Origin of the sequence: Atlantibacter sp. RC6 (genome assembly GCF_014193285.1) — a bacterium.
GTDB lineage: Bacteria > Pseudomonadota > Gammaproteobacteria > Enterobacterales > Enterobacteriaceae > Atlantibacter.
Genome location: NZ_JACHZE010000009.1, coordinates 75,565 through 101,281, shown reverse-complemented (window position 1 = coordinate 101,281; position 25,717 = coordinate 75,565). Strand labels below are relative to the sequence as shown.

General features: G+C 55.4%; 23 protein-coding genes and 1 CRISPR repeat array (1 of these 24 cut by a window edge). Of the genes, 14 read left to right on the top strand and 9 right to left on the bottom strand.

Features of this window, described 5'->3' with window-relative positions; all coding sequences use genetic code 11:
- Together FHW74_RS18000 and FHW74_RS17995 are read right to left on the bottom strand one after the other, a co-directional pair.
- Window positions 1-918 (bottom strand): hypothetical protein (locus tag FHW74_RS18000; RefSeq protein WP_370528047.1); only part of this gene is annotated, 918 nt, incomplete at its 3' end.
- A gap of 34 nt (window positions 919-952) precedes the next feature.
- Window positions 953-1,450 (bottom strand): hypothetical protein, encoded by a 498-nt coding sequence (locus tag FHW74_RS17995; RefSeq protein WP_183171725.1) that lies wholly within the window; start codon window positions 1,448-1,450, stop codon window positions 953-955.
- Window positions 1,451-1,911: 461 nt separating this feature from the next.
- On the opposite strand from FHW74_RS17995, the gene FHW74_RS17990 reads away from it, so the two are divergent.
- Together FHW74_RS17990 and FHW74_RS17985 are read left to right on the top strand one after the other, a co-directional pair.
- Window positions 1,912-3,411, top strand: a complete 1,500-nt coding sequence (locus tag FHW74_RS17990) for a PTS transporter subunit EIIC (protein WP_183171724.1) — start codon at window positions 1,912-1,914, stop codon at window positions 3,409-3,411.
- Window positions 3,412-3,492: 81 nt separating this feature from the next.
- A complete protein-coding gene (locus FHW74_RS17985) occupies window positions 3,493-4,506 on the top strand; it encodes a LacI family DNA-binding transcriptional regulator (RefSeq protein ID WP_183171723.1) in 1,014 nt (337 codons plus the stop codon).
- 4 nt (window positions 4,507-4,510) lie between these two features.
- On the opposite strand, the gene FHW74_RS17980 is transcribed toward FHW74_RS17985, so the two are convergent.
- Window positions 4,511-5,275 carry an SDR family NAD(P)-dependent oxidoreductase gene (locus FHW74_RS17980; RefSeq protein WP_183171722.1) on the bottom strand — a complete coding sequence of 255 codons (765 nt, stop codon included), beginning with the start codon at window positions 5,273-5,275 and terminating at the stop codon, window positions 4,511-4,513.
- A gap of 263 nt (window positions 5,276-5,538) precedes the next feature.
- Here FHW74_RS17980 and FHW74_RS17975 point away from each other — a divergent pair, with 263 nt between their 5' ends.
- Window positions 5,539-6,063 carry a metal-dependent hydrolase gene (locus tag FHW74_RS17975; protein ID WP_183171721.1) on the top strand — a complete coding sequence of 175 codons (525 nt, stop codon included), beginning with the start codon at window positions 5,539-5,541 and terminating at the stop codon, window positions 6,061-6,063.
- A 32-nt stretch (window positions 6,064-6,095) separates the two neighbouring features.
- Here the strand turns inward: FHW74_RS17975 and cysS are convergent, their stop codons facing one another.
- Window positions 6,096-7,481 (bottom strand): cysteine--tRNA ligase, encoded by a 1,386-nt coding sequence (gene cysS / locus FHW74_RS17970; protein WP_183171720.1) that lies wholly within the window; start codon window positions 7,479-7,481, stop codon window positions 6,096-6,098.
- Window positions 7,482-7,658: 177 nt separating this feature from the next.
- Between cysS and ppiB the strand changes: the two genes are divergently transcribed.
- From ppiB to yahO, 3 genes are all read left to right on the top strand, one after another.
- Entirely contained in the window at window positions 7,659-8,153 is a 495-nt protein-coding gene (gene ppiB / locus FHW74_RS17965; RefSeq protein WP_183171719.1) for a peptidylprolyl isomerase B, read from the top strand.
- A 3-nt stretch (window positions 8,154-8,156) separates the two neighbouring features.
- On the top strand, window positions 8,157-8,879 hold the full coding sequence (gene lpxH, locus FHW74_RS17960) for a UDP-2,3-diacylglucosamine diphosphatase (protein WP_183171718.1): 723 nt from the start codon (window positions 8,157-8,159) through the stop codon (window positions 8,877-8,879).
- Between the two features lie 135 nt (window positions 8,880-9,014).
- Complete coding sequence (yahO, locus tag FHW74_RS17955; protein WP_183171717.1) at window positions 9,015-9,290, top strand: DUF1471 family periplasmic protein YahO; 276 nt, start codon at window positions 9,015-9,017, stop codon at window positions 9,288-9,290.
- 132 nt (window positions 9,291-9,422) lie between these two features.
- Here yahO and FHW74_RS17950 read toward each other — a convergent pair whose 3' ends face one another.
- Both FHW74_RS17950 and FHW74_RS17945 read right to left on the bottom strand, forming a co-directional pair.
- Window positions 9,423-10,541: a GGDEF domain-containing protein gene (locus tag FHW74_RS17950; RefSeq protein WP_255459940.1), complete on the bottom strand. Its 1,119-nt coding sequence runs from the start codon at window positions 10,539-10,541 to the stop codon at window positions 9,423-9,425.
- A 58-nt stretch (window positions 10,542-10,599) separates the two neighbouring features.
- Window positions 10,600-12,576 carry an alkyl/aryl-sulfatase gene (locus FHW74_RS17945; protein WP_183171716.1) on the bottom strand — a complete coding sequence of 659 codons (1,977 nt, stop codon included), beginning with the start codon at window positions 12,574-12,576 and terminating at the stop codon, window positions 10,600-10,602.
- A 282-nt stretch (window positions 12,577-12,858) separates the two neighbouring features.
- On the opposite strand from FHW74_RS17945, the gene purE reads away from it, so the two are divergent.
- The 3 genes from purE to mnmH all read left to right on the top strand — a co-directional run bounded on the left by purE (window position 12,859) and on the right by mnmH (window position 15,696).
- Window positions 12,859-13,368: a 5-(carboxyamino)imidazole ribonucleotide mutase gene (gene purE / locus FHW74_RS17940; protein WP_183171715.1), complete on the top strand. Its 510-nt coding sequence runs from the start codon at window positions 12,859-12,861 to the stop codon at window positions 13,366-13,368.
- Window positions 13,365-14,432 (top strand): 5-(carboxyamino)imidazole ribonucleotide synthase, encoded by a 1,068-nt coding sequence (purK, locus tag FHW74_RS17935; RefSeq protein WP_183171714.1) that lies wholly within the window; start codon window positions 13,365-13,367, stop codon window positions 14,430-14,432. Before purE ends, purK begins: the two co-directional genes overlap by 4 nt.
- A 127-nt stretch (window positions 14,433-14,559) precedes the next feature.
- Complete coding sequence (gene mnmH / locus FHW74_RS17930; protein WP_183171713.1) at window positions 14,560-15,696, top strand: tRNA 2-selenouridine(34) synthase MnmH; 1,137 nt, start codon at window positions 14,560-14,562, stop codon at window positions 15,694-15,696.
- Here mnmH and ybbP read toward each other — a convergent pair.
- On the bottom strand, window positions 15,683-18,100 hold the full coding sequence (gene ybbP, locus FHW74_RS17925) for a putative ABC transporter permease subunit YbbP (RefSeq protein WP_183171712.1): 2,418 nt from the start codon (window positions 18,098-18,100) through the stop codon (window positions 15,683-15,685). The genes mnmH and ybbP overlap by 14 nt on opposite strands.
- A complete protein-coding gene (gene ybbA, locus FHW74_RS17920; protein ID WP_183171711.1) occupies window positions 18,097-18,783 on the bottom strand; it encodes a putative ABC transporter ATP-binding protein YbbA in 687 nt (228 codons plus the stop codon). The genes ybbP and ybbA overlap by 4 nt, the downstream gene beginning before the upstream one ends.
- Between ybbA and tesA the strand changes: the two genes are divergently transcribed.
- The 5 genes from tesA to FHW74_RS17895 all read left to right on the top strand — a co-directional run bounded on the left by tesA (window position 18,754) and on the right by FHW74_RS17895 (window position 22,977).
- Window positions 18,754-19,380 (top strand): multifunctional acyl-CoA thioesterase I/protease I/lysophospholipase L1, encoded by a 627-nt coding sequence (gene tesA / locus FHW74_RS17915; protein WP_183171710.1) that lies wholly within the window; start codon window positions 18,754-18,756, stop codon window positions 19,378-19,380. The genes ybbA and tesA overlap by 30 nt on opposite strands.
- Window positions 19,381-19,408: 28 nt before the next feature.
- Complete coding sequence (locus FHW74_RS17910) at window positions 19,409-20,179, top strand: SDR family oxidoreductase (protein ID WP_183171709.1); 771 nt, start codon at window positions 19,409-19,411, stop codon at window positions 20,177-20,179.
- Between the two features lie 59 nt (window positions 20,180-20,238).
- Window positions 20,239-21,093 carry a co-chaperone YbbN gene (locus FHW74_RS17905; RefSeq protein ID WP_183171708.1) on the top strand — a complete coding sequence of 285 codons (855 nt, stop codon included), beginning with the start codon at window positions 20,239-20,241 and terminating at the stop codon, window positions 21,091-21,093.
- A gap of 520 nt (window positions 21,094-21,613) precedes the next feature.
- Complete coding sequence (locus FHW74_RS17900; protein WP_183171707.1) at window positions 21,614-22,528, top strand: SPFH domain-containing protein; 915 nt, start codon at window positions 21,614-21,616, stop codon at window positions 22,526-22,528.
- Entirely contained in the window at window positions 22,525-22,977 is a 453-nt protein-coding gene (locus tag FHW74_RS17895; RefSeq protein ID WP_183171706.1) for an NfeD family protein, read from the top strand. The genes FHW74_RS17900 and FHW74_RS17895 overlap by 4 nt, the downstream gene beginning before the upstream one ends.
- A 46-nt stretch (window positions 22,978-23,023) precedes the next feature.
- Here the strand turns inward: FHW74_RS17895 and cueR are convergent, their stop codons facing one another.
- Window positions 23,024-23,440, bottom strand: coding sequence for a Cu(I)-responsive transcriptional regulator (cueR, locus tag FHW74_RS17890; protein WP_183171705.1), 417 nt, complete (start codon window positions 23,438-23,440; stop codon window positions 23,024-23,026).
- Window positions 23,441-23,597: 157 nt separating this feature from the next.
- Window positions 23,598-25,717: direct repeats of the CRISPR family, unit length 29 nt; unit sequence CGGTTTATCCCCGCTGGCGCGGGGAACAC; it runs 350 nt beyond the window's last position.

Here is a 25,717-nt window from a genome sequence, read left to right as displayed (position 1 = left end):
CGTTTTCTGCAACTGGGCGGTTTGCTGCGCTTTTTCATCCTGTGTACCGCTCAGGGCTTTTACCTGGGCAGTTAGTTCCTGCAGGGTTTTGTCACGATCGGCCAGTTGCTGTTGCAGTTCAGTTAGCGCTTTCGCTTTTGCCGACTGGTCGCCAGTTAAGTCAGCAATCTGCTTCTGAAACTCCGCTTTTTGCTTCTGGTTTTCCGCCAGCGTTTTCTGCAACTGGGCGGTTTGCTGCGTTTTTTCATCCCGCGTACCGCTCAGGGCTTTTACCTGAGTAGTTAGTTCCTGCAGGGTTTTATCACGATCTGCCAGTTGCTGTTGCAGTTCGGTCAGCGCTTTCGCTTTTGCAGCCTGCTCATCAGTGAGAGTTGCCAATTGCTTCTGATAAGTCGCAGCCTGTTTTTGGCTGGCTTCAAGTGATTTTTGTAACTGGAAAGTAAGCTGTTTTTTATCTCCCTCAGCGCTTAGGTTTGCCTGATTCTGTGCTTTTAGCGCTTCCAGTTCATCCTCACGCTCAGCCAGTTGCTGCTGTAGATCTGCAAAATTACTCGCGTTGGTCGTTTTCTGGTTGGTTACGTCAGTAAGCTGCTTTTGGTAATCAGCAGCCAACTTCCGGGCCTCATTGAGTTTGTTTTCCAGTTCGGCTTTTTCTTGAGCCCAGCTAAACCGTAGATTTTGCACCTGACCAGGTTCGGAGGGTTTTTTATCAGTTTGCGTAGCGGCAATAGCGCGATTGGTTTTTTTAGGCTTCGCAGGATGGGTAACGTTCGGCTCCGGCAAAGGTATTGGTTTAACTAACAGTAATTCGGGAATGCCACTAGACTGCGCGGTGATGGAATCCAGAGATTGCAGTGTGGTGGTAGTGCTGGCTGACTGAGCATCCTGCGCGGCAATAGCGCAGGCGGTTATTGGCAAAATAAAAAAAAAAGGCGTTTCAATGCAAACCGGGTCATTTCACATTCTCTCCCCGTGCAATCAGTGATTCGTTGATAGCTTGCTGAATGTCATTACAGATTTTTTGCGTTTTATATTTGTAAAGCGTATCCATAATATCTTTCGTACCGGGATTAACATCATCGCGCACAGTAGAATATACCGAGACGCTTTTTAGTAAGTTATCAAAAACACCTTTTTGCGTGGCATATTTTGCGGGGTTGATTTTCGATAAAGCCGCGAGTTCACGCTGGCAAACTGTCGCAGTACCGGTAGAAGAGGAGCTTTCCCGATACGTTTCACTTTCAGCAGTGGCTGTCGTTTGGGATTCTAACTTCGCAGAGGGTAATGGCGTAGAGACCCCGTTTGATGGCTGGGGCGACTGCACAGTGACGGCTGTTTTAGGCGGTTCGGATTCATTAAAGTGGCACCCACTTACAATAAACAATCCTGTCAATGGTAGACTCAGGAGCGACTTCATCATCCATGCACTTAATTTATCTGAATAACCCACAATATAACCTCGTTGAATATTTCCCGGGTAGATTATTGTTCATCCTGGATGGACTAAAATAGAACATTAATTATCCATTAAAGATGTAAATAAACACAAACACGAAAAAATCCCAAAAAGAACAAATCAAAACCGTTTTGATTAATTAGTCTTTAAATGAAATTAACTTGTTATTTTAAATAAATATCCAAATAACATCTTCGCGTAAAATATAATCTGTCTTCATTATTCTCAATGAGTCGTTTTGTACTCTTGCGCCGTTTACGGGTGCCATCCTCCCGGCACCTTCTGCGATCTCGTTTTCTGACCCACTTCAAAAAATAAGTATTTACTTTGACCGGGCGTTAAATTTCTGTTGCGGGCTTGAGGTGACCTGAACAATGATAAGTAGAACGTTCTACTAGAACGTTCTACTTGCATAAAACAGGGCATAAGCCCGGTCTACTTCGGGGGAAATCAGCATGAGTCTGATGTCAGGGTTGGTTAAATCGCTTTCAAAGCTATCCATGATAGGCCGCGCGTTAATGCTGCCTATTTCACTGTTGCCTGCGGCAGGTTTGCTGTTGGCATTTGGTGACAAATTCCACTTACCGTTAATGATGAACGCGGGGGGTGTCATCTTTGACAATCTCCCTATGTTGTTTGCTATCGGCTCTGCGGTTGGGTTGGCGTCAGAATCCGGGATCGCGGCATTGTCGGCGGCGGTATCGGTTTTCATCACTAATATCACCATCGGCACGGTATTGGGGATTACACCAGAAATGGCCGCCAGCGGCGGGAAGTATGCCATGGTAGTGGGTATCCCTACTCTCCAGATGGGCGTTTTCGGCGGCCTGATATGCGGTATTCTTGCCGCATGGTGTTATAACCGCTTCCATACCATGCAATTACCGGAGTTTTTAGGCTTCTTCTCCGGTAAACGTTTTGTCGCCATCGCAACCGCGTTTTTATCGTTTTTGCTCGGTCTCGCGTTGCCCTACGTCTGGCAGCATATTCAGGCAGGCATCGATGCGCTGTCTCTGGTGGTAAACGGTGATAACCAGGCCGCATCCACGTTTATTTTTGGACTGGTGGAACGTGCGCTGATCCCGCTGGGCCTGCACCATATCTGGTATCCGTCGTTCTGGTACTCTTTTGGCGATTACACCACCGCCACCGGCCAGGTGATCCATGGCGATCAAACCATTTGGTTCAAAATGCTGGAAGAAGGCGTGAAAAGCTTCAGCAGCGATACCTACCACAACGCAGGCAAATTTATGCAGGGCGAGTTCCCGTTGATGCTGTTCGCGCTGCCTGCTGCCTGTCTGGCCATGTATCACGAAGCCAATACCAAAAACAAAAAGATCGCCTCCGGTATTCTGTTCTCTGCGGCTCTGACCTGCTTTTTAACCGGTATTACCGAGCCGGTAGAGTTCACCTTTATTTTTGTGGCGCCGATTCTGTATGTATTTAACGCGGTGATGGCCGGGTTGTCCTATATGTGTATGTATCTGCTGCATGCGCATATCGCCAAATCGTTCTCCGCCGGGCTTATCGACTACATTTCATTCGGGATTTTGCCGTCGTTTAACGGCTACCAAACCAACTTCCTGAATGCCGTGATTGTCGGCGTGCCGATGGGGCTCATTTACTACTTCACTTTCCGCTATGTGATTCGTCGCTTCGATGTGAAAACGCCGGGCCGTGCGGAAATAGCCGTAAATGCCGATGACAAAACCGACACCGAACTGGCGACTGATATCATCAATTTGTTGGGTGGTCCGGAGAATATCGACAGCGTCGGCTCATGCATTACCCGTCTGCGTCTGGAAGTGGATAAAGCCTCGCTGGTGGATCGTGATGGCTTAAACAGTGTGGGCGCTCGTGGTGTTGTCTTTGTGGGAGACAGCGGCGTACAGGTGATATTTGGCGCCCGGGCGCAATTTATTGCGCAAACCATTTCCACCATGATTGGTAAGTGATCGCGATTTTCTGCCGCGCCTCCTGTATGTTACAAGAGGCGCGGGTATCTCGCGGAATGAAAAGGACTTGTCAGGAGCGCGATGAAAAAGGTCAGCATTATTGATGTGGCAAAGCGGGCGGATGTCTCCGTCTCTACCGTCTCATTGGTGTTACGCCAGAAAGGGAAAATATCTCAGGCCACCATCGAAAAGGTACAGGCCGCTATCGACGAGCTGGGCTATGTCCATAACATGGCCGCTGCAAATCTTCGCGCCAATACCTCTAATCTCATCGGTCTTATTCTCCACGATTTTAACGATCCTTTCGCCATTCGCGTCATGTCGAGCATTGTTCACGAACTGGAGCTTCAGGGCTTTATGGTGGTACTGGCCCAGCCTCAGGGTAATGTCGAGCGGCTGGAGCAAAGTTTACTGGCGTTTACCCGCCAGGGCGTCGCGGGGGTGATTTATTTAGATGCGGAATCCAAAACCGATAGCGTACCCGCTGCGATAAGCGAAAGCCCGTTGCCCATGGTGGTCGTCTCTCAGTCGCCGCTCAACTGTGCGCGGGATGTGGTAATGCGTGATAATCGCCAGGCCGGGAGCCTGGCAACGCGCTATCTGATTGAACGCGGGCATCGCAACATCGCCTACATCGGCGGGGATCCGCGCTGTTTAATTCGCCATGAACGGCTCTGCGGCTACCGCGCCGCGCTCACGCAGTATGGTTTATTTCCGCGTGAGGATTTTACGCCTGCCTGTCGGGAGGATACCCAGGCCGCCAGCGCCGTGGTGCGCGATCTGCTGGAAAGCAACAACAAAATTACCGCCCTGCTGTGCCATTCCCCCAATGCCATTATCGGCTGTATTGACGCCATCAATCAGGTGGGGCGCACCGTGGGTAAAGATGTGTTCCTTACCCAACAGGTGTCGTTGATCGGGTTTGAAGATTTAATGATTAATCTGACCACGCCGTCGTTCACCTATGTCTCTTCCGCCAGTGAAGAGACCGGGCGCCAGGCGGCGCAGTTGATGGTGCGCAAGCTAAAAACCGCCGATCTGCCGGTCCAGCGCATCACGCTGTCCGGCCAACTGGTTATTCGTGGTTCCGCCTGATGCATTACGCCTGCGGCGGCTGCCCGTTGGAGGCAGTGAGACCGCCGTCGACCGGCAAGTTCACGCCGGTAATGTAACGGGCATCATCGCTGGCGATAAAAGCAATGGCATCTGCGATATCTTCCGGCTCCCCGGCGCGCTTTAGCGGGATACGTTCGTAGAATTTTTGCAGCAGCGGCTCATTTTGCTTCATATCTTCAGTCAGCTCGGTAAAGGTAAAGCCAGGGCAAATGGCGTTAATACGCACGCCGTCGGCGCCGTAGTCCATCGCCAGCGCGCGGGTAAAATTGGTGATCGCCCCCTTCGCCGCGTTATACACGCTCATTCCCCAATCGCCGCCCAGTCCGGAAACCGAAGAAATATTGACCACATTGCCTTTGGTTTTCAGCAATTCCGGCATGAAATAATGGGTGCAGTAGAACACGCCGTTAAGATCAGTTCCCATCAGCGTTTCCCAGTCGTTTAGCGAGACTTCATGAATGCGGCCCTGCACGATCACACCCGCGTTATTCACCAGCACATCCACGCGGCCATATTCATCCACCACACGCTGCGCCAGGTTTTCAACCTCATCCGCTTTCGATACGTCGCAAGGCACCACCAGGTGTTTGCCCTGCGGCAATTTAGCCGCGACTTTTTCCAGTTTTTCCGGCGTACGTCCTACCAGTACAACGCTGGCCCCTTCGCTGGCAAAGCGCTTCGCCGCGCCCTCGCCAATACCGGAACCCGCGCCGGTAATCACTACCACTTTCTGCTGAAAACGTGCCATGTCACCTCCTGTTTATATTGCGATGTTGGGTTAGCTGCCTGATTTAAGACTGGCAGTCCGTGGTCACATCGCAAGTCATTACCGGCAATCTCCCGCTAAGGGACTGATTTTAGAAAAGTTAAAAAAGTTTAAAAATGTGATCGAACGCACCGTACACGCCAGCAGGAGAGCACTCCGCCGCGCCGGGTTTCGGAAAATCCCCTGCTCGCGGTAGCCAGCCGGTGGGCTATAGTTTGCCGCAACCTTTTCCAGCGGAAATCTCTATGCCAACCATTGTGACGCATGCCGCCGTACCGCTTTGCCTCGGGCTGGGTCTGGGCAGCAAAATCATCCCACGACGCCTGTTATTTACCGGCGTCGCGCTCGCCATGCTGCCCGATGCTGATGTGCTCTCTTATTATCTGGGAGTAGATTTTGGAAACATGTTTGGTCATCGCGGCTTTACCCATTCGCTCTTGTTTGCGTTTGTGGTGCCGCTGCTGTGCGTACTGATAGGCAGGCGATGGTTTCAGGCCGGGCTGCTGCGCTGCTGGCTGTTTTTGACGGTATCGCTGCTGTCGCACAGCCTGCTGGACGCAGTGACCACGGGCGGCAAAGGCGTTGGCTGGCTGTGGCCGTGGTCTGAAGAGCGCTTTTTCGCCCCCTGGCGGGTCATTAAAGTCGCGCCGCTGGCGCTGGAAAAATACCTGACGCCGCGCGGGCATCAGGTGATCATTTCTGAATTGCTGTGGGTGTGGTTGCCAGGCGTACTGCTGGCATTTGTGCTCTGGCGTTTGCGACGCCGCTAAAAGATAAAAGCGGCTTGCGCCGCTTTTAATGATTACTTCCTGCGCCAGGTGGTGCCCTGCGGCCCGTCTTCCAGCACGATGCCCATCTCGTTCAACCGGTCGCGGGCCGCATCCGCCGCGGCCCAGTCTTTGGCTTTACGGGCATCCAGACGCTGCTGGATCAACGCTTCGATTTCCGCCACTTCGCCGTCATCCGCCTGCGCGCCGCTTTGCAGGAACTGCTCCGGGTCCTGCTCCAGCAGGCCCAGCACGCCAGAAAGCTTACGCAGATGCGCCGCCATCTGGTTGGCTGCCGCCGTATCCACGGATTTCAGGCGGTTAACTTCACGCGCCATGTCAAACAGCACTGAATAGGCTTCCGGCGTGTTGAAATCGTCATCCATCGCTTCAACAAAACGGGCCTCAAAAGCGTCGCCGCCAGCCGCCTGGACGTTGACGTCAGTGCCGCGCAGCGCGGTGTATAAACGCTCCAGCGCGGAACGCGCCTGCTTCAGGTTTTCTTCGCTGTAGTTCAGTTGGCTGCGATAGTGACCAGACATCAGGAAGTAGCGGATGGTTTCCGGATCGTAGAATTTCAGCACGTCGCGCACGGTAAAGAAGTTGCCCAGCGATTTAGACATCTTTTCGCGGTCAACCATTACCATGCCGGAGTGCATCCAGTAGTTGACGTATTCGCCGTCGTGGGCGCAGGTGGACTGGGCGATTTCGTTTTCATGATGCGGGAACATCAGATCGGAACCCCCGCCATGAATGTCAAAATGGCTGCCCAGTTGTTTGCAGTTCATGGCAGAACATTCGATATGCCAGCCCGGACGCCCTTCGCCCCACGGTGACGGCCAGCTCGGCTCGCCCGGCTTGGACATTTTCCACAGCACAAAATCCATCGGGTTGCGTTTCACATCGGCCACTTCAACCCGCGCGCCCGCCTGCAACTGGTCCAGATCCTGGCGCGACAGCAGGCCGTAATCGGCATCGGTTTCCACCGCGAACATCACATCACCGTTGGAGGCCACATAGGCGTGCTCCCGGGCGATCAGTCGTTCAACAATTTCGATGATTTCATGGATATGCTGAGTCGCGCGCGGCTCATTATCCGGGCGCAAAATATTCAGCGCGTCGAAATCCTTGTGCATCTCGACAATCATACGGTCCACCAGCGCGGTAAAGCTTTCGCCATTCTCGTTGGCGCGCTTGATGATTTTGTCATCAATATCGGTGATGTTGCGTACATACTTCAGCTTGTAGCCTAAGAAACGCAGGTAGCGCGCCACCACGTCAAACGCCACAAAGGTGCGCCCATGGCCAATATGACAGAGATCGTAAACCGTGATACCACACACGTACATCCCGACTTCCCCGGCATGTATTGGTTTAAATTCCTCTTTCTGGCGGCTAAGGGTATTGAAGATTTTTAACATCAGGCGATTCCGTGTCAGTGTGTGGTTACAGGTAAAAAAGTATATTAACCCAAAATTCAAACCGGAAGGAGCACACTTTGCAAGGTGATCGCGCCCGGTGAGTTATGCTATAACAACCTCCTCGGTGTGGCCTGAACAGCAGGTTACAGCACCCATTAAACAGAACAGGATGCAAGCATGGTTACTTTTCATACCAATCACGGCGATATCGTAATCAAAACTTTTGATGATAAAGCCCCGGCAACGGTTAAAAACTTCCTGGACTATTGCCGCGAAGGTTTCTACGACAACACCATTTTCCACCGTGTAATCAACGGCTTTATGGTACAGGGCGGCGGTTTCGAACCGGGCATGCACCAGAAACCCACGAAAGATCCTATTCAGAACGAAGCCAACAACGGCCTGAAAAACACCCGTGGCACCCTCGCCATGGCGCGTACCCAGGCGCCGCACTCCGCAACCGCGCAGTTCTTTATCAACGTGGTGGATAACGACTTCCTGAACTTCAGCGGCGAAAGCCTGCAAGGCTGGGGCTACTGCGTATTTGCGGAAGTCGCTGAAGGCATGGATGTGGTCGACAAAATCAAAGCGGTAGCCACTGGCCGCAGCGGTATGCATCAGGACGTTCCAAAAGAAGACGTGATCATCGAGCGCGTGACCGTCAGCGAGTAATCTGTGGCGACGCTGTTTATCGCAGATCTCCATTTAAGTACCGAAGAACCGGCGATTACCGCCGGTTTTCTGCGTCTGTTGGCGGGCGAAGCGCGCACGGCGGACGCGCTGTACATTCTCGGCGATCTGTTTGAAGCCTGGATCGGCGATGACGATCCCAATCCGCTGCACGGGCAAATCGCCGGTGCGATAAAAGCGCTGGTGAACAGTGGGGTGCCCTGCTATTTCATCCACGGTAATCGTGATTTTTTGGTCGGCAAGCGTTTTGCGCGCCAGAGCGGCATGATCCTGTTACCTGAAGAGCAGGTACTCACGCTGTACGGTAAGCGTATTCTGATTATGCATGGCGACACGCTGTGTACTGATGATATCGGCTATCAGCGTTTTCGCGCCAAAGTCCACCAACCCTGGCTGCAAAAGTTATTTCTTGCCCTGCCACTGTTTATACGCCAGCGTATCGCTGCCAAAATGCGCGCCGGCAGCAAGGCATCCAATCAAACCAAATCCCTGTCTATTATGGACGTCAATCCGCAGGCCGTTATCGACGTCATGACTCGCCATCACGTTCATCATCTGATCCACGGGCACACTCATCGCCCGGCGATCCACCCATTTGAAATTGCGCATCACCCTGCCCGCCGCTATGTGCTCGGCGCATGGCATAGCCAGGGCTCAATGATTAAAGTCAGCGAGGATGATATCGAACTGCTGTATTTCCCGCTCTGATGAGAACGGTAAGTAGAAATAAAAATTAATACGCTTGTGGATGGTTTTTTCAGGGGTTGTCTACCATGCTAGTAATACCCGCTTATCCAGGCGGGTTTACCGTTGGTAGCTTATCCTTCTGCAAGGAATTCATTTATGAAAAAGACGACAGCTATTCTGTTGGGCTCCGCCGTTCTGTTTGCTTCAAACGCTTTTGCTGCTGAGTTAATGGAAAAAAATGATTTCCAGAAAGTTGAATCTCAGTATGAAAAAATTGGTAGCGTCTCAACGTCCGGTGAAGTCTCTGCTTCTGACGCCAAGAAAGAACTTCTTGATAAAGCAGAGGAAAAAGGTGCAGACGTGGTGGTAATCACTTCCGCCGATACCAATAATAAGATTTATGGCACGGCGAATATTTATAAGAAAAAATAATCTATTGTTGCCGCTCCGGCCCGCCGGAGCGGTATTCTGCTATTTATTCGCAGGCTATTTAATTAACGCTACAGGAGTATTGCTATTACTCGCTTTCCCGGAGTTTTAATTATATTTAGCGTTAACCTGTCCTTAACGGGACCAGCCATTTCGGCCATTTTCTTTCGCCCGATATAACGCCTCATCGGCTTTCACCAACATATTATGCGCATTCTGCGCTGCCCCCTTCCCGGCAATCCCTATACTAACCGTCACACACTCACTAACGCTGGAATCTTGATGAGGAATAGCCGCCTGGATTAATGCCTGCTGAATACGCCGCGCCACCTCTTCACAGGCGTTGTCCGTCGCTTCAAACAGCACGATAGCGAACTCTTCACCGCCGTAACGGGCAACCATATCCTCCGGGGAGCGTACCGCGTTTTTCAGCACCTGCGCCACGCACGTAAGACACTCATCACCAGCCTGATGCCCGTATCGATCGTTGTAACGTTTGAAATAATCGACATCCAGCATCATCAACGCATACGGTTTATTTTGCCCTGAAGCCTGGCTAAGCAGATTTTCCAGCGCGCGACGGTTCGCCGTTCCGGTTAAAGCATCCTGATGCGCCAGCGCATCCAGACGGGCAATTAGTATTTTGTTTTGCTGATTACGCCGCCACGCCTCGTCAAACCAGCGCCGCAAAACAAAATAGCCACAAATCAGGATCAGGGTAAATATCACCCATACCATCACAAAATTAATATTGATCCCCTGATTACGAAAATAGCTTGCCAACGGTAGCGTAACCCAAAGCGGTAATAGATACGCCAGCAGGCCGCGCGGATAGAAGTATAAAGCCGACAGCGCGGTCAGCATCAAAATGGTGATCAGCGGCCATGAAAAAGGTAAGCGCCAGTGGACAATAAAATAAAAACAGCTGACGGCCCAGAGTAGACTGAGCAGAAAGAATAACCCGCTCAGCAGGCGCAATTTTCGCCATGCTACGGCGATCATACTGAAAGAAAGCAGACAAATGGCCAGCATGGAAATATCCATCATCCTTGCCAGATTCGATGCCACCCGGTACTGCGTATCTATCTGGTCAAACAGCGTGTTGCGAAAATAGACCATAAGCGCAAAGCAGATATTGACCAGCGCCATCCACGGAATGCTGGTAACCAGCCCCTGATACACCATATCTTCACGGCGCGCCCAGGTTATTTCTGCTGTGGCGACAAGCCGCTGCTCATTATTGATAGGTTTCATTGCGATGCAGATCCATTGATGAAAAACGGGCGAATAAATTCGCCCGTTCTCGCACGCTTTACGGCGTAACAATATTGAACCAGAACTCGAATTTATCCATATAGCCTAGCAGTTCATTCAGCTTGTCGGCATTGCCGGTGATTTTTACGTCGCCTTTATCGGTGGCTTCTTTCAACGTCTCTTCTTTCAGCACAATGCGGTTTAACGCATCGCGGGACAGCACAATTGTCGCGTCGGCATTGGTGTCTTCCATATTGGCAGAATGGTTAAGTACGCCATTTTCCAGTTCGACTTTATATTTGCCGCCTTCGCTACCGAAATCAAAGTTCAGTACGGCTTTAGCGTCCGCCGCTTTCTCACCATTGATGTGTACGGCCAGATAATCGAAGAACATTTCCGGCGTCATGGCGCGAACCGTATCCGGGCTGGCAGTGTTTGGCGTTGGCAGTTTTTGTACGCCATTACGCAGTTCCTGCGCGCCGGTGAGGTAGAAGTTACGCCACGGCCCGGACTCAGCCTGGTATCCCAGCTGTTCCAGCGCGTCGGCTTCCAGGTTGCGGGCAGCCTGATTATTCGGATCGGCAAACACCACTTTACTGACCACCTGCGCCACCCAACGATAGTTGCCCTGATCGAAATCTTGCTTCGCTTTTTGCAGAATGGCATCCGCGCCGCCCATATATTCAACGTATTTTTTCGCGCCCTCTTCCGGCGGCAGTTCATCCAGGGTTGCCGGGTTACCGTCAAACCAGCCGAGATAGAGCACGTAAGTGGCTTTAACGTCGTGACTCACCGACCCATAGTAACCCCGGTTAGCCCAGGTGTTCGCCAGCGAAGGGGGGAGTTTAAAGTTAGCGGCGATTTCATCACGGGTCAGGCCCTGGTTGGCCATGCGCAGCGTCTGATCGTTGATGTAACGATATAAGTCGCGCTGGCTCTTTAATAGCTTAACGACATTATCGTTGCCCCAGGTCGGCCAGTGATGCTGGGCGAGAATGATTTCCGCTTTGTCACCCCAGAGATTCAGCGCCTTGTTAATGTATTTCGACCAGGGCAGCGGTTGGCGGATTTTCGCCCCGCGCAGAGAATAGGTGTTGTGCAGCGTGTGGGTAACATCTTCGGCGGTTTCGATCAGTTTTTTCTCTTCGATATACCACAGCATTTCTGATGGGGCTTCCGAACCGGGTGCCATCAGGAAGTCGTACGTTAACCCATCAATCACCTCTTTCTGGCCGGTTTCCGTGATGTAATTTGTGGGCGCGATCAGCGTTACCGTTCCGGCAGACGTGGTAGTCCCCAGCCCTGCCCCCACCTGGCCTTTCACGTCAGGCTTGAGCAGGTTGCCATACATATAGCTGGCGCGACGGCTCATTACGTTCCCCGCCATGATGTTTTCCGAGACCGCCTCTTCCATAAAGCCCGCCGGGGCATAGATTTTCACTTTTCCGGTTTTAACGTCCGCTTCGTCGATTACGCCGCGCACGCCGCCATAGTGGTCAACGTGGCTGTGGGTGTAGATCACCGCTACCACCGGTTTGGTGCCACGATTTTTATAATAAAGATCCATGCCCACTTTTGCGGTTTCCGCTGATACCAGCGGGTCGACCACGGTGATCCCCTCTTTCCCTTCGATAATGGTCATATTCGATAGATCGAGGTTACGGATCTGGTAAACGCCTTCGGTCACTTCAAACAGCCCGCTGATATTAATCAGCTGTGCCTGACGCCACAGGCTGGGGTTGACGGAGTCCGGCGCTTTATCCCCTTCTTTAATAAAGGAATACTGCGTCGGATCCCAGATGACGTTACCTTGCTCTCCTTTAATCACGTCCTGGGGAATGGGTGCAATAAACCCTTTATGAGCATCGGTAAAATCCTGGGTATCAGAGAAAGGGAGTTGATTAAACAAGGCGTTATTGGCCTGTTGCGTCGCGGCGGCGGCTTCTTTTGGGGCTTCCTGTGCCAGACCGGGGAGTGACCAGGAAACCAGAAAACCAGCCAGTGCGAGACCTACAGCTATCCGATTGAATTTCATTCTTAACCTCTCAGTGGAAACAAACGTTGCTGAAAACAGCGCGGCCCTGGCTGATTGTGTAAAGAAATGACATTGAATTTCAGATATGAAAATACGCTGCGTTGGCGTGTTTCAAGCGTAGACAAAAAACACGATATATTGAAATTGCGCGGGCGTAACAGGTCTACAAACCCCGCCCCCGCGCTGACGCAACCGTTTTCCTTGCGGTTTTTCCATGTTATTCTTTGAGCCCTTCTGAACGACAAGCACCTTGTTTTCGCATTCACAGGAGTTTTAAGACGCATGTCTTTAAGCCAAAATCCGGCGCGTATCGCCATAGTGATGGGGTCTAAAAGCGACTGGGCCACCATGCAGCATGCCGCTGAAATTCTTGATGCCCTTGATGTTCCCTACCATGTTGAAGTGGTTTCCGCTCACCGCACGCCCGATAAACTGTTCAGCTTCGCGGAATCCGCGCAGCACAACGGTCATCAGGTCATTATCGCTGGCGCAGGCGGTGCGGCGCATTTGCCGGGCATGATCGCCGCGAAAACTCTGGTGCCGGTATTAGGCGTGCCGGTGCAAAGCGCGGCCCTGAGCGGCGTGGACAGCCTCTACTCTATCGTGCAAATGCCACGCGGCATTCCGGTGGGAACGCTGGCGATTGGTAAAGCGGGCGCCGCAAACGCCGCGCTGCTGGCGGCGCAGATCCTCGCCCAGCATGACGATGCGCTGTTAGCGCGTCTGGCGGCATGGCGTAAAGCCCAAACCGACGAGGTGCTGGATAATCCGGACCCACGAGGTGCGGCATGAAACAAGTGTGCGTGTTGGGGAACGGCCAGCTAGGCCGCATGCTGCGCCAGGCCGGCGAGCCGCTGGGTATTGCGGTCTGGCCGGTGGGGCTGGATGCTGAGCCGGAAGCTGTGCCCTTTCAGCAAAGCGTGATCACCGCTGAAATCGAGCGCTGGCCGGAAACCGCGTTAACCCGCGAACTGGCGCGTCACCCGGCATTCGTTAACCGCGATGTGTTCCCCATTATTGCCGACCGCCTGACCCAAAAGCAGCTGTTCGACAAGCTCGATTTACCTACCGCGCCGTGGCAGTTGCTGTCCAGCGCAAGCGAATGGCCTGCGGTTTTTGAGGCGCTCGGCGAGCTGGCGATCGTCAAACGCCGTACTGGCGGCTACGACGGACGCGGCCAGTGGCGTTTGCACGCCGAAGATACCGCGCAACTGCCGCAGGAGTGCTACGGCGAATGCATCGTCGAACAGGGCATCAACTTTTCCGGCGAAGTTTCGCTGGTGGGTGCGCGCGGCCACAACGGCGAGACGGTATTTTATCCACTGACGCACAACCTGCATCAGGACGGCATCCTGCGTACCAGCGTGGCGTTCCCGCACAGCAATATCGAACAGCAGCAGCAGGCTGAGAACATGCTCGGCGCGATCATGCACGAGCTGGGCTACGTTGGCGTGATGGCGATGGAGTGCTTTATCACCCCCGGTGGATTGCTGATCAACGAACTGGCCCCGCGCGTGCATAACAGCGGCCACTGGACGCAGAACGGCGCGTCCATCAGCCAGTTCGAACTGCACCTGCGCGCGATCCTCAACCTGCCGATGCCGCAGCCGGTTATTGCCAGCACCTCAGTGATGGTGAACCTGATCGGCAGCGATCTGAATGACGCCTGGCTGCAACTGCCGCTGGTGCATCTGCACTGGTATGACAAAGACGTTCGTCCTGGGCGCAAGGTTGGGCATCTGAATTTATCGGATACCGATACCGGCAGGCTGGACGCCTCGCTGGAAGCGCTGGTCCCGCTGCTGCCGCCGGAATACGCCAGCGGCATCGCCTGGGCGCAGGTAAAATTGCGTTAATCCCCGCTTAATAATCTGAATCAGGGCGTCGCAGGACGCCCTGCCTTTTGCTGACGCATATCGCGCTTAGTGAACTTGTTAACCCAGGAGTACAATGCCCACGTTTTCGCACTGAAAAGGCCCCGCCATGAAGTATGTTGTAACTATTACCCCTGACACCCGCGACTGGCAGATGCTGCTTGCCAACGAGGTTCCCATCATTGACGTCCGCGCGCCAGTGGAGTTTTGCCAGGGTGCCGTGCCCGGCGCTATCAACCTTCCACTGATGAATGACGCCGAGCGGGCGGCGGTAGGCACGTGCTATAAGCAACAGGGCCAGCAGGCGGCGCTGGCGTTGGGCCATCACCTGGTGAGTGGCGATACGCGAACCGCACGCATCGAGGCCTGGCGGGAAGCCTGTTTGCGCTATCCGAACGGTTATTTGTGCTGCGCGCGCGGGGGTCTGCGCAGCAAAATCGCCCAGCAGTGGTTACGCGAAGCTGGCGTGGAGTATCCACGGGTGGAGGGCGGCTATAAGCAGCTTCGGCAGGCGGCGATTGAGGCCACAGACAACCTGTCATTGCTGCCAATGGTGCTGGTGGGCGGTTTCACCGGCAGCGGCAAAACCGACCTGGTAAAAGCGCAACCGCTGGGCGTTGACCTGGAAGGCCTGGCGCATCATCGCGGTTCGTCATTTGGCCGCACCCTCTCGCCGCAGCTTTCTCAGGCCAGCTTTGAGAATGCGCTGGCCGCAACGCTGTTACGTAACCAGTTAACCTGGGATCATCATCGCCACGCCTTCTGGCTGCTGGAAGATGAAGGACAGATGATTGGCTCTAACCATTTGCCGCAGCGGCTGCGTGAGCAGATGAACCTTGCGCCAGTCGCTGTGGTGGAGGAACCGATGGATCGCCGTCTGGCGCGGCTGCGCAGCGAATACTTTATCGACATGCAGCAGGCTTACTGCACCGCGTATGGCGAAGAGCAGGGCTGGCGGGCCTATGGCGAATATCTGCATCACGGCCTGTATGCCATCCGCCGTCGGCTTGGGCTGGAGCGTTACGCACTTTTCGCGCAGCGCCAGCGTAGTGCGTTTGAGGAGCAACAGCGCAGCGGCGAAACTGACGGCCATTTCGCGTGGCTGCTGCCGCTGCTGGAGAGCTATTACGATCCGATGTACCGCTATCAGCTGGAGAAAAAAGCCGCGAAAATTTGCTTTCGCGGCGATTATCACAGCGTGGCGGCCTGGCTTAACGACAGGCGCGCCGGTGTTACTGCGCGGTAAACTGGCGGAACAGCGCTTTGCCCTTCAGCAGGCGCACGCCCAGCCAGCCGCCGCAGGCCGACAGCAGCAGCGCGCCGCACACCGGCAGCACCACCCACAACCGCCAGTCCGGCTCCCAGGGGAAGTCAAAAACCCGGGTTTGCAGGAAGCCCAGCGCGGTTTCCGCGCCAATTGCCGCCACTAATCCGGATACCAACCCCAGCATAGCGAACTCGCACCACAGTGTGGTGCGTAGCAAACGCTTTTCCGCCCCCAGGGTTCGATACACCACCAGCTCCTGATGGCGCTGACGCATCCCCACCTGCACCTGCGCCAGCAGCAGCAGGATACCGCAGGCGGTGACCAGTACCACCATCACCTCCAGCGCGCGGCTAACCTGTTGAAGCACCTGGCCGACCTGGCGCAAGATCGCGCCAATATCCAGCAAGCTTACCGTCGGAAATTCGCGGTTAAGCTGGGCGATCATCCCGGAATCGCCGTTGGCGCGAAAACTTGTCAGCCAGCTTTGCGGCTGCCCGTCCAGCGCGCCGGGCGGGAAGATAAAGAAGAAGTTCGGGCGCAGGCTTTCCCAGTCCACGTGGCGCAGGCTGGTCACTTTGGCGCTGAAGTCCTGGGTATCGCCGGTAAAGGTCAGCGTATCCCCGAGCTTCACGTTCAGCCGCTTCGCCAGCTCTTCTTCCATCGAGACTTCGCCTGCCTTCGGCGGCCAGCTTCCCGCAACGATCGGATTATGGGAAGGACGCTGATCCTGCCAGGTGAGATTCAGCTCGCGGTTGAGGGACTCATCCTGGCTGCTCACCGTCGGCTCGCCTTTAATCTGGGTTAAGCGCGCCCGCACGATAGGGTAGAAAGACTCCGGGATAATCTGGTGCTCCGCCAGGAAACCTTTCACCTCGCTCACCTGCTCCGGCGCGATGTTGAGCAGGAAGTAGTTCGGGCTTTCCGGCGGCAGTTGCTGCTGCCAGCGATCCAGCAGATCGCCGCGCAGCACCAGCAGCAGAGCCAGCAGCATAAACGACAGGGAGAACGCCGCCAGCTGGCTGAGGGTCGCCCAGGGCTGGCGCAGCAGGCGATTCACCGCCAGGCGAACCGGCAACTGGCGCAGCGTCAGGCGTTTTAAAACTTGCAATAACGTCCAGCCGACCAGCGCACAGAGCGCCGCCATCACCAACGTACCCGCCAGCACCGCCCAGAGCAGCATTTTGCCGCCCATCAGCCAGGCCAGCAACGCAACAACCACCATCACAATGGCGGGCAAATAGTATTTGAGCGGCCAGACGTTGGCCACTACATCGCGGCGCAGAACGCGCAGCGGCTGGGTCGCCAGCAGCAGCCGGTAAGGCCGCAATCCCACCAGCAGTGAGATCACCGCCATCGCGCCCACCGCCCAGAGCCACGGCCACAGGCTGGCCGCCGGGAGTTCCGCAGGCAGTACCGGTTTGAGCAGGTGCATCAGCGCCTTTTCAAACGCCAGCCCTACCACGCCGCCCGTGATCGCGCTGAGCGCCAGCACCATCAGCCACTGGCCGATAATCAACTTACGCAGTTGCGCCCGCCCTGCCCCGAGGGTTTTGAGGATCGCCACCAGATCGTAGCGGCTGCGGCAATAGTGGCCCATCGCCACCGCCACCGCCCCGACCGCCAGCAGCAGCGTCAGTAAAGCCGACAGCAGTAAAAACTGCTGGGAGCGCTGTAGCGATTTGCCCAGCGCGCCGTCATCCTGCTCCATGCCGTACCAGCGATGCTCCGGCTTAAGTTTCGGCAACAGCCAGGCCTCGTACTGCGCAATCTGAGCTGGCTGACCGGCGAATTTATAGCGCCAGGTGATGCGGCTGCCTGGCTGGACCGCGCCGGTTTTTTCCACGTCCGCCAGGTTCATCATCAGACGCGGGGCCATCTGGAACGGGTTAAATCCGCTGTCCGGCTCCTGAACCACCGTACCGGCGATGGTCAACGTGGCGTCGCCAACATCCAGGGTATCGCCCGGTTTTACGTTCAGGAGCGCCATCAGGCGCGGGGCCAGCAGTACACTGCCCGGCTCAGGCTTTAAGCCAGGCGGATCGGTTTGCAAATCGCCATACATCGGGTACAGGGCATCCACCGCTTTGACATCCGCCAGCTGCGGCGTATCGCCCGCAAACGTCATAGTGGCGAAACTGAGCTGGCGGCTGACCCGCAGCCCCTCTTTTTCGGCTTCGGCAAGCCAGGCCGGATCAACCGCGCGGGCGCTGCGCAACGCGCGATCCCCGGCCATAAATTCCCGGCTTTGCTGGCTTAAGCCTTTTTCCATGCGATCGCTGATGTTGCCAAGCGCCAGTACACAGGCCACCGCCAGGCTCAGTGCCAGCCAGACAATCAATAACGACGGCGAGCGCCACTCCCGCCAGAACCAGCGCGCAATCATGCTTCCTCCACGAGCTGGCCTTCACGCAGCCGCAGCCGCCGGTCGCAGCGCGCCGCCAGCTGTTCATCGTGGGTGACCAGAATCAGGGTGGTGGCGTAATCGCGGTTCAGAGAAAACAGCAAATCGGCAATGCGATCCCCGGTGTGCCTGTCGAGGTTACCGGTGGGTTCATCAGCAAACAGTACCGTCGGGCGGCCATTAAAAGCGCGGGCCAGCGCCACGCGCTGCTGCTCACCGCCGGAAAGCTGCGCCGGAAGATGGTCGAGACGCTTGCCGAGGCCAAGCTGTTCGAGCAGCGCTTTAGCCTGCTCGCGCCCGGTTTTGTCATTTTCACCGCGCAGCAGCGCCGGAAGCTCGACGTTTTCCAGCGCGTTGAGCGTGGGGATTAACATAAACGACTGGAACACAAACCCCACCTGGCTGGCGCGTAGCCGGGCGCGCGCCTCTTCGTCCATACTGTGCAGCGGCTGGCCTAACAGGTGCACTTCGCCGCTGCTGCCATCGTCAAGACCCGCCAGGATGGCCAGCAACGTGGATTTACCGGAACCCGACTCGCCAATCAGAGCGATGGTCTGGGCCGGTTTGACAACCAGCTCAACTCCGGTAAGGATGGAAAGCTGGTGTTCCCCCTGACCGACGGACTTCTTAAGACGATGAACTTCAATAATGTTTTCCGCTGGCATTGGCCTTTCCTGTTACTGGCTTTAATGACATTTCGCGCCGCCGCAGCGGACACGTTATTAATTTTGGGCGACAGCCTGAGCGCTGGCTACCGGATGTCGGCCAACGCCGCCTGGCCCGCCCTGCTGAATGATAAGTGGCAGTCGCGCGACGTTAACGTCGTCAACGCCAGCATCAGCGGCGACACCGCCGCGCAGGGCCTGTCGCGGCTGCCGACGCTGCTAAAACAGCATCAGCCGCGCTGGGTGCTGGTAGAGCTGGGCGGCAACGATGGTTTGCGCGGCTTCCAGCCGAACGCCATCGCGTCCACTCTGCGCCAGATCATCACTCAGGTGAAGTCGGCGGATGCCGAACCGCTGATTATGCAGATTCGCCTGCCCGCCAATTACGGACGCCGCTACAATGAGGCGTTCAGCGCCATCTATCCTGGCCTTGCCAAAGAGTTTGATATTCCGCTCCTGCCGTTTTTTATGGAGGAGGTGTATCTCAAACCGCAATGGATGCAGGACGACGGTATTCACCCCAATCGTGACGCACAGCCGTTTATCGCGGACTGGATGGAAACGCGACTGGCTCCTTTAGTTAAACACGACTCATAACCCATCGGGGGCATGAGCGGGTAAAGTTATGCAAAAATCAGTCTTAATAACAGGATGTTCCAGCGGGATTGGCCTGGCCTGCGCCCATGAATTAAAGCGTCTCGGCTACCGGGTGCTTGCCGCCTGCCGTAAACCTGCCGATGTCGACCAGATGAATGCGCTCGGTTTTACCGGGGTATTGCTCGATCTCGACGATCCGCAAAGCGTGGAGGCCGCCGCCGCGCAGGTCATTGCCCTGACTGGCAACCGGCTGTACGGCATTTTCAATAACGGCGGCTACGGGGTTTACGGGCCGCTCACCACCATTAGCCGCACGCAGATGGAGCAGCAGTTTTCCACCAACTTTTTCGGCGCACACCAGCTAACCATGCTACTGCTGCCCGCTATGCTGCCGCATAGCGAAGGGCGGATCGTTAACACCAGTTCGGTGATGGGGCTGATCTCCACGCCGGGGCGCGGTGCCTACGCCGCCAGCAAATATGCGCTGGAAGCCTGGTCCGACGCGCTGCGCATGGAGCTGCGCTACAGCGGGATCAAAGTCAGCCTGATTGAACCGGGCCCGATCCGCACGCGCTTTACCGACAACGTTAACCAAACCCAGTCCGACAAACCGGTGGAAAACCCCGGCATCGCCGCGCGATTTACCCTGGGGCCGGAGGCGGTGGTCGCAAAAGTGCGCCATGCTTTTGAAAGCGAGAACCCCAAATTGCGTTATCCGGTGACGGTGGTGACCTACGCCGTCGGGTTGTTAAAACGCCTGCTGCCGGGGCGAGTGATGGACAAAATTTTGCAGGGCTGAGTTGAAGCCCCGCCTTCTGCCCCCATGTAAAAAAACAAATCGACAAAAGAGGGTGACACATGTCCCTGGAATCAATTTTTGATATCAACGAATCGAACCTGCATCAGGTGATTGAGCAGTCAATGACCACGCCGGTGCTGTTCTACTTCTGGTCGCCGCGCAGCCAGCACTGCGAGCAGCTGACGCCGATGCTGGAGAAGCTGGCGAACCAATACCACGGCCAGTTTATTCTCGCCAAAGTGGATTGCGATGCCGAGCAGCGCGTCGCCGCGCAGTTTGGTCTGCGTGCCATCCCGACGGTCTATCTGTTCCAGCAGGGCCAGCCGGTGGATGGCTTCCAGGGGCCGCAGCCGGAAGAAGCGGTTCGCGCCCTGCTCGATAAAGTCCTGCCGCGCGAAGAAGAGTTGAAAGCCCAGGAAGCGATGGCGCTGATTGAAGAAGGCAAACACGCCGAAGCGCTGCCGCTGCTGAAAGACGCCTGGCAGATCTCCGGTCAGAACAGCGAAATCGGCCTGTTGCTGGCGCAAACTCAAATCGCATTGCAGCGTAGCGACGATGCCGAAGCGGTGCTGAAAACCATTCCGCTACAGGATCAGGACACCCGCTATCAGGGGCTGATGGCGCAAATCGATTTACTGCGCCAGGCAGCCGATACGCCGGAAATCCAGCAGCTTCAACAGCAAGTGGCGCAAAACCCGCAGGACGCGCAGCTTGCCGCGCAACTGGCGCTGCAACTGCATCAGGTTGGGCGTAATGAAGAGGCGCTGGAACTGCTGTGGAGCCATCTGAAAACGGATCTCGGCGCGGGTGACGGCCAGGTGCGTAAAATGCTGCAAGAGATCCTGGCGGCGCTGGGCACTGGCGATCAGCTGGCTTCTAAATATCGTCGTCAGCTCTACTCCCTGCTGTACTGATCCGCTAAAGCGGCCCCTGTTAATGCCAGCCTTCGTGCTGGCATTTTTTTGATTTGTTAAGACTGACACTCTTTAAAAGCCCGCCATCTACCGCTTTTGTGATTAGCCCGGAGGTGGGCAATGCGTTAACAACCAACTGACTTAAGCAAGACTTTTGAAATTAAATTATTAAAAAACCATTTTGACTTTTTAATGACATGATGTAGATTTAACCCATCGATATTTTTGCAGATCTCAATGCCGATGAGTAAGAGATTTGTTTTAGCATCTATCGCTACAGTAGTCTTTTGAGAGTCTGACCCTTCACTTTATCCATAATTTTACTCTTTGCTTTTTTTGTCCGCCCCTACCCGTGGGGCGTTTTTTTTGCCCTTTTCTTCTCCACATTCGCAGAGCCCACGCCTGAACGGCGACGCTATCCGTTGCTTTATTAATCTCAAGCAGGGATGATGACCTTTAGCCGCCTGTTAACCACATGCGGATACTTCAACACTCGCACCAAAACACAGGAGGTTTTTTGATGCTTATTGTGATCCCCGTTTTGATCTTTGTCGCATTGGTGATTGTCGGCGCAGGGGTAAAAATTGTTCCGCAAGGTTATCAATGGACGGTAGAACGCTTTGGCCGCTATACCAAAACGCTGCAACCGGGCTTAAGCCTGGTGGTGCCGTTTATGGATCGCATTGGTCGTAAAATCAACATGATGGAACAGGTGCTGGATATTCCTTCCCAGGAAGTGATCTCCAAGGATAACGCTAACGTCACCATTGACGCGGTCTGCTTTATTCAGGTGATCGATGCGCCGAAAGCCGCGTATGAAGTCAGCAACCTGGAGCACGCCATCATCAACCTGACGATGACCAATATACGCACCGTGTTGGGTTCAATGGAGCTCGACGAGATGCTGTCCCAGCGCGACAGTATTAATACGCGCCTGCTGCATATCGTTGATGAAGCCACTAATCCGTGGGGGATTAAGGTGACGCGTATTGAAATCCGCGATGTTCGCCCGCCGGCGGAGCTGATCTCCTCCATGAACGCGCAGATGAAAGCAGAACGTACCAAGCGCGCGTATATTCTGGAGGCGGAGGGGGTGCGTCAGGCAGAAATACTCAAAGCCGAAGGCGATAAACAATCGCAGATCCTGAAAGCCGAGGGCGAACGCCAGTCGGCATTCTTGCAGGCTGAAGCGCGGGAACGTTCTGCGGAAGCGGAAGCGCGCGCCACTAAAATGGTTTCTGAGGCTATCGCCGCCGGGGATATTCAGGCGGTTAACTATTTTGTGGCCCAAAAATATACCGACGCGCTACAGCAAATCGGCGCGGCGAATAACAGTAAAGTGGTGCTGATGCCGCTGGACGCCACCAGCCTGATGGGGTCGATTGCCGGTATCAGCGAACTGGTTAAAGAGAGCAGCGAGCGTAAACGCCCATGATGGCTTTTTTCCTGGTGCATCCTCATACCTTCTGGCTGAGCCTTGGCGGCCTGCTGTTGGCCGCGGAAATGCTAGGGGGAAGCGGTTATTTACTGTGGAGCGGCGTGGCGGCGGTGATCACCGGGCTGTTGGTGTGGCTGTTTCCTTTTGGCTGGGAGTGGCAGGGGATCTGCTTTGCAGTGCTGACGGTGATCGCCGCCCTGCTCTGGTCGCGCTGGCTGGCGCGTAAACCGCAGCCGCGCGCCGATGCGGTGTTGAATCAGCGCGGGCAGCAGCTTGTTGGGCAGCGCTTTATCCTGGATACACCGTTAGTCAATGGACGCGGGCATATGCGGGTTGGTGATGGCACCTGGCCGGTGGTCTCAAATGAGGATATCCCCGCCGGAGCACGCGTTGAAGTGATTGCCGTGGAAGGCATCACGCTGCGGATTCGCCTTTCTGCTCAGTAAATTCTTGTGGATAAAACCTGCCCGCGCGCGGCGCTGGGCAGGTTTTTTATTGCGAAGATTTAGCGCGGCGATGACAGCAGCCGGAAAGATTATCCATGATAGGGCAATCCGCCCCGTCGTCGCCCGGGCAGGATTCCGCCAGTGCCAATAACTGCGCGCGCATATCATTCAGTTCCACAATATGGCGTTCAATCTCCGCGACTTTTTGCAGCGTACGCGCTTTTACGTCCGCGCTACGTCGGCCTGGGTCGTTAAACAGATGCACCAGTTCCTTGCACTCTTCCAGGTTAAATCCAACCTGACGCGCCTGGCGCAACAACGTCAGTTCATCAAGATGGCTTTGTGTGTAGCTTCGGTAGCCGTTTTCACTGCGCAGCGGCGGCGTCACTAACCCCTTTTCCTCGTAAAAACGAATCGCCTTGCTAGTGAGACCGGTTTTTTTTGCGACATCACTGATGTTCATTGTGCCCTCCGTAACCTTCCATTGGGTGGAAGGTTTAGGGGAGTTTATAACGGGGATGGGGGGAAATAAAGGGTTTGGTGTGGCCTGGGAAGGGATAATTTCGATTTGGTTTGCTGAAGCGGGAACACATGGGCGGTAGTAGGACACCTGACAGGGGCGACTTATTCCCGTTTACGCGGGGAACACCTGCTGGCTCTGCTGTTCGGCCTCCAGTACCACGGTTTATCCCCGCTGGCGCGGGGAACACGTTCAGGCGTTTCTGGCCGAACTGGGTTATTCCGGTTTATCCCCGCTGGCGCGGGGAACACTCAGGCTCTTGGACGTCGGGAGGGAAGAATGGCGGTTTATCCCCGCTGGCGCGGAGAACACAACTGGTCGGTCGGAATCGTCGCTGCTGCGACCGGTTTATCCCCGCTGGCGCGGGGAACACGTCGCCAAAACCAACAAGTTCCCAATCAAGGCCGGTTTATCCCCGCTGGCGCGGGGAACACAAAAATCGGCGCACCCGAGCACGTAACGGTGACGGTTTATCCCCGCTGGCGCGGGGAACACTGGCGTTTTTTTCGCCCTTTTGGTTGTCATATCGGTTTATCCCCGCTGGCGCGGGGAACACGTTGGCTCTCAGGTTTCCGCCAACTCTCAAGCCGGTTTATCCCCGCTGGCGCGGGGAACACTGGGAGATGACCCGTTTAGAGAAACAGCGGGAACGGTTTATCCCCGCTGGCGCGGGGAACACTTGTATTTCCCGCCATTTATTGCACCTCGATACGGTTTATCCCCGCTGGCGCGGGGAACACTTTTTTCCCGGCGCGCCAAATGTATTTCAGCGCGGTTTATCCCCGCTGGCGCGGGGAACACTATTTACCGACGCAGCAACCGGTCAGGGATATCGGTTTATCCCCGCTGACGCGGGGAACACTGTTTTTAAATGAAACGTATCACCCGAAAGCGCGGTTTATCCCCGCTGACGCGGGGAACATGTACTCCTGACTATCCTACTCAGCCTAAAAACCGGTTTATCCCCGCTGACGCGGGGAACACATACTCCTGACTATCCTACTCAGCCTAAAAACCGGTTTATCCCCGCTGACGCGGGGAACACCGCGCCTCGGCGTTCGTCGCTGGCGCGGTTCCCGGTTTATCCCCGCTGACGCGGGGAACACCAGTTTTTACTATATGCATCGATAAAGCTACGCGGTTTATCCCCGCTGGCGCGGGGAACACATTCAGCGACGCAGAAAATGGGTTCCAGCGATCGGTTTATCCCCGCTGGCGCGGGGAACACTTAGCCGTTCGCTGCAGCGCGCGGTTGTCGGCCGGTTTATCCCCGCTGGCGCGGGGAACACTCTGGAAATTCCACTATTGGAACCTTTGATACTGGTTTATCCCCGCTGGCGCGGGGAACACGGCATGCGCCTTTAGCCTGCCAACCACGCAATCGGTTTATCCCCGCTGGCGCGGGGAACACACCCTCAGGCGGGACCATGCAGCGCCCGATCGCGGTTTATCCCCGCTGGCGCGGGGAACACGCAGGTGATGAAGTGAAACCAGTGCCGACAGGCGGTTTATCCCCGCTGGCGCGGGGAACACAGAATCGGTATCAACTTTACCTTTCTGACGTGCGGTTTATCCCCGCTGGCGCGGGGAACACGTCCACCGCCGTCACGGCTGAATACCACAATACGGTTTACCCCCGCTGGCGCGGGGAACACGACAAAAAATAGAGTCACCCAGGATTTTCCGCCGGTTTATCCCCGCTGGCGCGGGGAACACAATTCCAGTCCGGAATCGTGCTACGCCCACGCCAGTTTATCCCCGCTGGCGCGGGGAACACATGGCTCACGCCATTTGAATATATTACAACCTCGGTTTATCCCCGCTGGCGCGGGGAACACGTCGCCACCTATAACGGCTGTTCTCAGGCTCGCGGTTTATCCCCGCTGGCGCGGGGAACACGTTAGCACCGCTAGCGATGATGCTGTTTGTGGCGGTTTATCCCCGCTGGCGCGGGGAACACTGTGTCAGTAAACCCCACGCCACAAGGTTCATCGGTTTATCCCCGCTGGCGCGGGGAACACGTGATTTGTCAGCATAAAATACAGGCTCTGACCGGTTTATCCCCGCTGGCGCGGGGAACACACCATCGCTACAAATTCAGATCTGAATGACCGCGGTTTATCCCCGCTGGCGCGGGGAACACCAGCTCGCGCGAATTTTTGGAGTTTCCGAAAGCGGTTTATCCCCGCTGGCGCGGGGAACACGGCCGCCCGCTCAGTG

Bases quoted from the DNA above. Each gene is read 5' to 3' on its own strand.
- FHW74_RS17990 (WP_183171724.1), top strand. From the start codon at position 1,912: ATGAGTCTGATGTCAGGGTTGGTTAAATCGCTTTCAAAGCTATCCATG.
- FHW74_RS17985 (WP_183171723.1), top strand. From the start codon at position 3,493: ATGAAAAAGGTCAGCATTATTGATGTGGCAAAGCGGGCGGATGTCTCC.
- FHW74_RS17980 (WP_183171722.1), bottom strand. From the start codon at position 5,275: ATGGCACGTTTTCAGCAGAAAGTGGTAGTGATTACCGGCGCGGGTTCC.
- FHW74_RS17975 (WP_183171721.1), top strand. From the start codon at position 5,539: ATGCCAACCATTGTGACGCATGCCGCCGTACCGCTTTGCCTCGGGCTG.
- cysS (WP_183171720.1), bottom strand. From the start codon at position 7,481: ATGTTAAAAATCTTCAATACCCTTAGCCGCCAGAAAGAGGAATTTAAA.
- ppiB (WP_183171719.1), top strand. From the start codon at position 7,659: ATGGTTACTTTTCATACCAATCACGGCGATATCGTAATCAAAACTTTT.
- yahO (WP_183171717.1), top strand. From the start codon at position 9,015: ATGAAAAAGACGACAGCTATTCTGTTGGGCTCCGCCGTTCTGTTTGCT.
- FHW74_RS17950 (WP_255459940.1), bottom strand. From the start codon at position 10,541: ATGAAACCTATCAATAATGAGCAGCGGCTTGTCGCCACAGCAGAAATA.
- FHW74_RS17945 (WP_183171716.1), bottom strand. From the start codon at position 12,576: ATGAAATTCAATCGGATAGCTGTAGGTCTCGCACTGGCTGGTTTTCTG.
- purE (WP_183171715.1), top strand. From the start codon at position 12,859: ATGTCTTTAAGCCAAAATCCGGCGCGTATCGCCATAGTGATGGGGTCT.
- purK (WP_183171714.1), top strand. From the start codon at position 13,365: ATGAAACAAGTGTGCGTGTTGGGGAACGGCCAGCTAGGCCGCATGCTG.
- mnmH (WP_183171713.1), top strand. From the start codon at position 14,560: ATGAAGTATGTTGTAACTATTACCCCTGACACCCGCGACTGGCAGATG.
- ybbP (WP_183171712.1), bottom strand. From the start codon at position 18,100: ATGATTGCGCGCTGGTTCTGGCGGGAGTGGCGCTCGCCGTCGTTATTG.
- tesA (WP_183171710.1), top strand. From the start codon at position 18,754: ATGAACTTCAATAATGTTTTCCGCTGGCATTGGCCTTTCCTGTTACTG.
- ybbA (WP_183171711.1), bottom strand. From the start codon at position 18,783: ATGCCAGCGGAAAACATTATTGAAGTTCATCGTCTTAAGAAGTCCGTC.
- FHW74_RS17910 (WP_183171709.1), top strand. From the start codon at position 19,409: ATGCAAAAATCAGTCTTAATAACAGGATGTTCCAGCGGGATTGGCCTG.
- FHW74_RS17905 (WP_183171708.1), top strand. From the start codon at position 20,239: ATGTCCCTGGAATCAATTTTTGATATCAACGAATCGAACCTGCATCAG.
- FHW74_RS17900 (WP_183171707.1), top strand. From the start codon at position 21,614: ATGCTTATTGTGATCCCCGTTTTGATCTTTGTCGCATTGGTGATTGTC.
- FHW74_RS17895 (WP_183171706.1), top strand. From the start codon at position 22,525: ATGATGGCTTTTTTCCTGGTGCATCCTCATACCTTCTGGCTGAGCCTT.
- cueR (WP_183171705.1), bottom strand. From the start codon at position 23,440: ATGAACATCAGTGATGTCGCAAAAAAAACCGGTCTCACTAGCAAGGCG.